Origin of the sequence: Calothrix rhizosoleniae SC01, assembly GCF_900185595.1 — a bacterium.
In the GTDB taxonomy this organism is placed as follows: Bacteria; Cyanobacteriota; Cyanobacteriia; order Cyanobacteriales; family Nostocaceae; genus Calothrix_A; species Calothrix_A rhizosoleniae.
In genome coordinates, this window is the sequence record NZ_FYBH01000304.1 from 1 (window position 1) to 4,084 (window position 4,084).

Genomic DNA, 4,084 nt, shown 5'->3' on the forward strand with positions numbered 1-4,084 from the left:
CTTATCTGTCTTTAGGAACATGGAAAAATCCAGAAACAAAACGTAGGCACAGAATTTTAGTATTTGGGATTAATCCGACTGAAAGCACATTCAAATTTCTGGAAGATAATCAAAGTCGTCACAAACTACAAAATATTAACAGTATTTTATTTGATAGAACCTCTCTCCCAGAATTTGGTCCCATCCCATCCTTATTAAGGCAACAATCTACCGTAAAAACGGAGTTAAATGATACTACAGTCCAAGTCAATGGTTTATTCGCTTTAGGAGTCTCCTTTGCAGCATATGGGAACGTGATTACTAGCGACTCTAGTTTTTTGCGCTTATTCCCATATCTTAATTTGAATCAAGTTAAAGTGGGTTTAATTAAATTACAAGAAAATGCAGATATAGATTTAGTCGCAAGTAACCTGAGATCTGGTTTACCAGAAGATGTAATGGTTCTGACTAAGAATACTTTTATCAAAATGGAAGAGAATTATTGGTCACAAACAACTCCGATTGGATTTATTTTTAGTTTGGGAGTAATCATCTCTTTTACCGTTGGGATTGTTATTGTCTATCAAATACTGTACTCAGATGTTTCGGCTCATTTAAATGAGTACGTTACCTTAAAAGCAATGGGATATAATAATCGCTTTTTATTATCAATATTAGCCCAGGAAGCTTTAGTGTTAGCAGTTTTAGGATATATCCCCGGTTTATTCCTCACAATTGGGCTTTACAATATCACCTCAACTGCTACCCTGTTACCAATTTATATGACAGTAAAAAGAGGAGGAATCGTATTAATTTTAACTATTTTCATGTGTTTTATTTCTGGAGCGATCGCAATGAAAAAATTACGAACTGCGGATCCTGCTGATTTACTCAAATAATTCATATCTTGTTCACTACCTTAATAATGGGGAATAGGGAGTCGGAAAGAGGCATTTTTATCCCATATTCCGCAGGTTCATTAGCAAAAGAGATAATATTTACGACAAGGAGCACCAAAGAACTTTAACTCTTTTCCTTGAGTTTAGAAAAACAGTGGAAGTCAAAAATAATGGGTCTTTGAGAAACTGAAAACTAAGTTCTGTAGATTTTTGTGCTTTATATTCACCTAAAACATCTTCATCTTTAAGTTCTTTGATCTCAAGAACATTGGTAGCAAGAATAAACCTGCCAGCCCGTTGTGTTTCAATGGTAATTGAAGTTTCTTGAGGATGAGTTCCAAGCAATTGGTTAATTTGCTCAAATAAACCCATTTCATCAATAATCCCTGCCACTATGCCTAAGTGATCGATATCTTCTACTCTGATTTGTGATGCTGAAATACCCATGTTTCAAAAATACAGTATTTTGCGAACTGACAAGTCAACGCAAGCTATCGCACCTGCGGAATGTGGGTTTTAGGGGTGCTGCTTTTGGTTCCGGATTACTATAAGCAGGAATAGTAATAACAAACTCCGTTCCTTTGCCAACTTCAGAATTCACTTTTATACTTCCCTGATGATTTTGCGTAATAATTTGATGTGCTATAGATAATCCTAAACCAGTACCTTTCCCTACGGCTTTAGTTGTGTACAAGTTATCAAAAATTCTTTGTTTAACTTTTTCTGACATTCCTATACCGTTATCTTTAATTCTTACAATAACCATTTTTTCAGCTTTATCCCATTCGGTAGCAATAGTTATACGATTTTCATTATCTTTAGTTTGTGAGTAACTAAACTCTTGATTAGATTCTTCTAAAGCGTCAATTGCATTTGCTAACAAATTCATAAATACCTGATTAAGTTGTCCGGGAAAGCATTCAATTTTGGGAATTTCCCCATAATTTTTATCAACTTTAATTTCTGGACGATTTTCTAAAGCTTTAAGACGATGTTTCAGAATCATAATAGTACTATCTAATCCATCATGAATACTGAAAGATACTTTATAATCTGTATCTGCTCTAGAGAAAGTACGTAAAGAATTGCTAATATTATTAATACGTTTAGTACCTTCTTGCATTGAAGCGATTAATTTCGGTAAATCTTCACGAATGTATTCTAAATCTATAGCTTCAATTTCATCCTGAATTGTTTCAGATGGATTGGAACATTCTTTTTGGTATATATCCAGTAAACCAAAAATATCTTTTATATAACCAATTGCAGGTTGAATATTACCATTAATAAATCCAACAGGATTATTGATTTCATGTGCTACTCCAGCTACCAACTGTCCGATAGCTGACATTTTTTCATTTTGAATTAGTTGAAATTGAGTTTGTTGTAATTGCTCTAATATTTGTTTTAACTGTTGAGATTTTGCTCGTTCCTGACTAAGTGCGCTAAAGGTTTTTAAATTCGTTCTAACTGTAGTAAAAAGCTTCATTCCAGTTAGTTCGGTTTTTGTTTTATAGTCGTTAATATCGTATTCTTGAATTACCTGTTTTTCTGGAACTTGTCCTGGTTGTCCGGTACGTAGAACTATTTGTACGAGTTCGTTACCTAAAATTTCTCTGATGTATTTAACGAAATCCAAACCTGCTTTATCGTGTTCCATGATTACATCCAGAAAAATCATGGCTATATCTGGATTGGATTGAATTACTTTTACAGCTTCTTCTCCAGAATAAGCACTGACAAAATCAAGTTTCTTATTTTCAAAAATAAAATCATCTAATGCTAGTTTAGTGACGCTATGAATCTCGATTTCATCATCAACTATCAGAATTTTCCAGCTATTTTGAAATAGTACGCTTTCTTCTTTTGTAAAAATCAGTTCATCATTTTCATCCGCAAATAGTAACTCATCGTTTTCTTCATCTGCAAATACTAGTTTATCATTATCATTTAAAGTATTTGGATTCATAGATATAAATATATTAAGGTCTTTGCTAATTTAAGATAACAAATAAAATTAGTAATTGTTAATGAATAATATTCAAACTGTTATAGGAATTTTAATTATAAACTTACTTCCCACTCCCAAGCAACTTTCACAATCAATATCACCCAAAAGTTTTTGAGTTACGATATTATAAATTATATGTAATCCCAAACCAGTACCTCCTTGATTGCGTTTGGTAGTAAAAAATGGTTCAAATATTTTAGTAAGATTTTCATCTGCAATTCCTTTACCGTCATCCTGATATTCCAAAACAAAATCGGTGTCTTCTTGATAATATTTGATAATGATATTACCGCTATCTAAATCATCATAAGCATGTATTAAAGAATTCATAATTAAATTTGTAATCACCTGCGAAAATACGCCAGGATAGCTATCGATGCTCAAATAATCGGAACCTTGAATATTTATCTGATGTTTTGTGTTATTCAACTTTGGCTGTAGCTGTAACAATATCTCTTCCAAATATTTTTTAATATTAAAGACTCGTCTTTCTTCACTCGATTGGTCAACAGCTACCTGCTTAAAACTTTGAATTAATTCTGCTGCTCTATTTAGATTACCTAAAATCATTTGGCTACTTTGAGAAGCAGTATTTAGATATTTTTTTAATTCAGAACGCTTCATATTCCCACTTTCATGAGACTGTAGCAACACGTTAGTTTTCTCTTCCAATACCGAAGCAGCTGTAACCCCAATTCCAATCGGAGTATTAATTTCATGAGCAATCCCAGCAGTTAAAGAACCCAAAGAAGCTAATTTTTCCTGAGCAATTATTTGAGTTTGAGCAGCTTTTAATTGCTCTAATGTTTCTTTTAACTGTTCGTTTTTATCTTGTAATTCTTCTGTTCTCTCTTGTACTTTTATTTCCAGTGTTTTAGAATATTCTCTTTCTCTTCTGACTAACTTATTTTTAGTTTCCTCTAATTCTTCTACCTGATGATAAATTTTGCGGTCGCGTTCTGTAAGTTGTTTTATCATATAGTTAAATCCCTGAGCTAAAACATTAATTTCATCATTACCATTAACCTTAATTCTGGTTGTAAAATCTCCATCAGCTAATCGTTTGGTAGCCTTAGTTAAATATTGAATACGATAAATAATGAAATTAGTAATTTGATTACCAATAACAGTAGTAATAGCAACTCCTAAAAGACATAAAATTCCAAGATTAAGCCATAGCTCGTTCTCAGTTTCT

Annotated in this window: 3 protein-coding genes and 1 pseudogene; 1 reads left to right on the forward strand and 3 read right to left on the reverse strand. The window is 32.5% G+C overall.

The genetic code is table 11. The features are described 5' to 3' along the window. On the forward strand, positions 1-878 hold an 878-nt coding region (gene devC, locus CALSC_RS18375), incomplete at its 5' end, for an ABC transporter permease DevC (protein WP_143288298.1). Positions 879-995: 117 nt separating this feature from the next. Here devC and CALSC_RS28300 read toward each other — a convergent pair. From CALSC_RS28300 to CALSC_RS18390, 3 genes and pseudogenes are all read right to left on the reverse strand, one after another. Beyond that, a pseudogene (locus tag CALSC_RS28300) lies at positions 996-1,325 on the reverse strand (DUF4277 domain-containing protein); the annotation flags it as partial. A gap of 34 nt (positions 1,326-1,359) precedes the next feature. Continuing rightward, complete coding sequence (locus CALSC_RS18385; protein WP_088242744.1) at positions 1,360-2,847, reverse strand: ATP-binding protein; 1,488 nt, start codon at positions 2,845-2,847, stop codon at positions 1,360-1,362. Between the two features lie 72 nt (positions 2,848-2,919). After that, the coding region (locus CALSC_RS18390) for a sensor histidine kinase (protein WP_159460647.1) at positions 2,920-4,084 on the reverse strand (1,165 nt) is incomplete at its 5' end.

Excerpts from the sequence above, each read along its gene's own strand:
- CALSC_RS18385 (WP_088242744.1), bottom strand. The coding sequence starts at position 2,847 with ATGAATCCAAATACTTTAAATGATAATGATAAACTAGTATTTGCAGAT.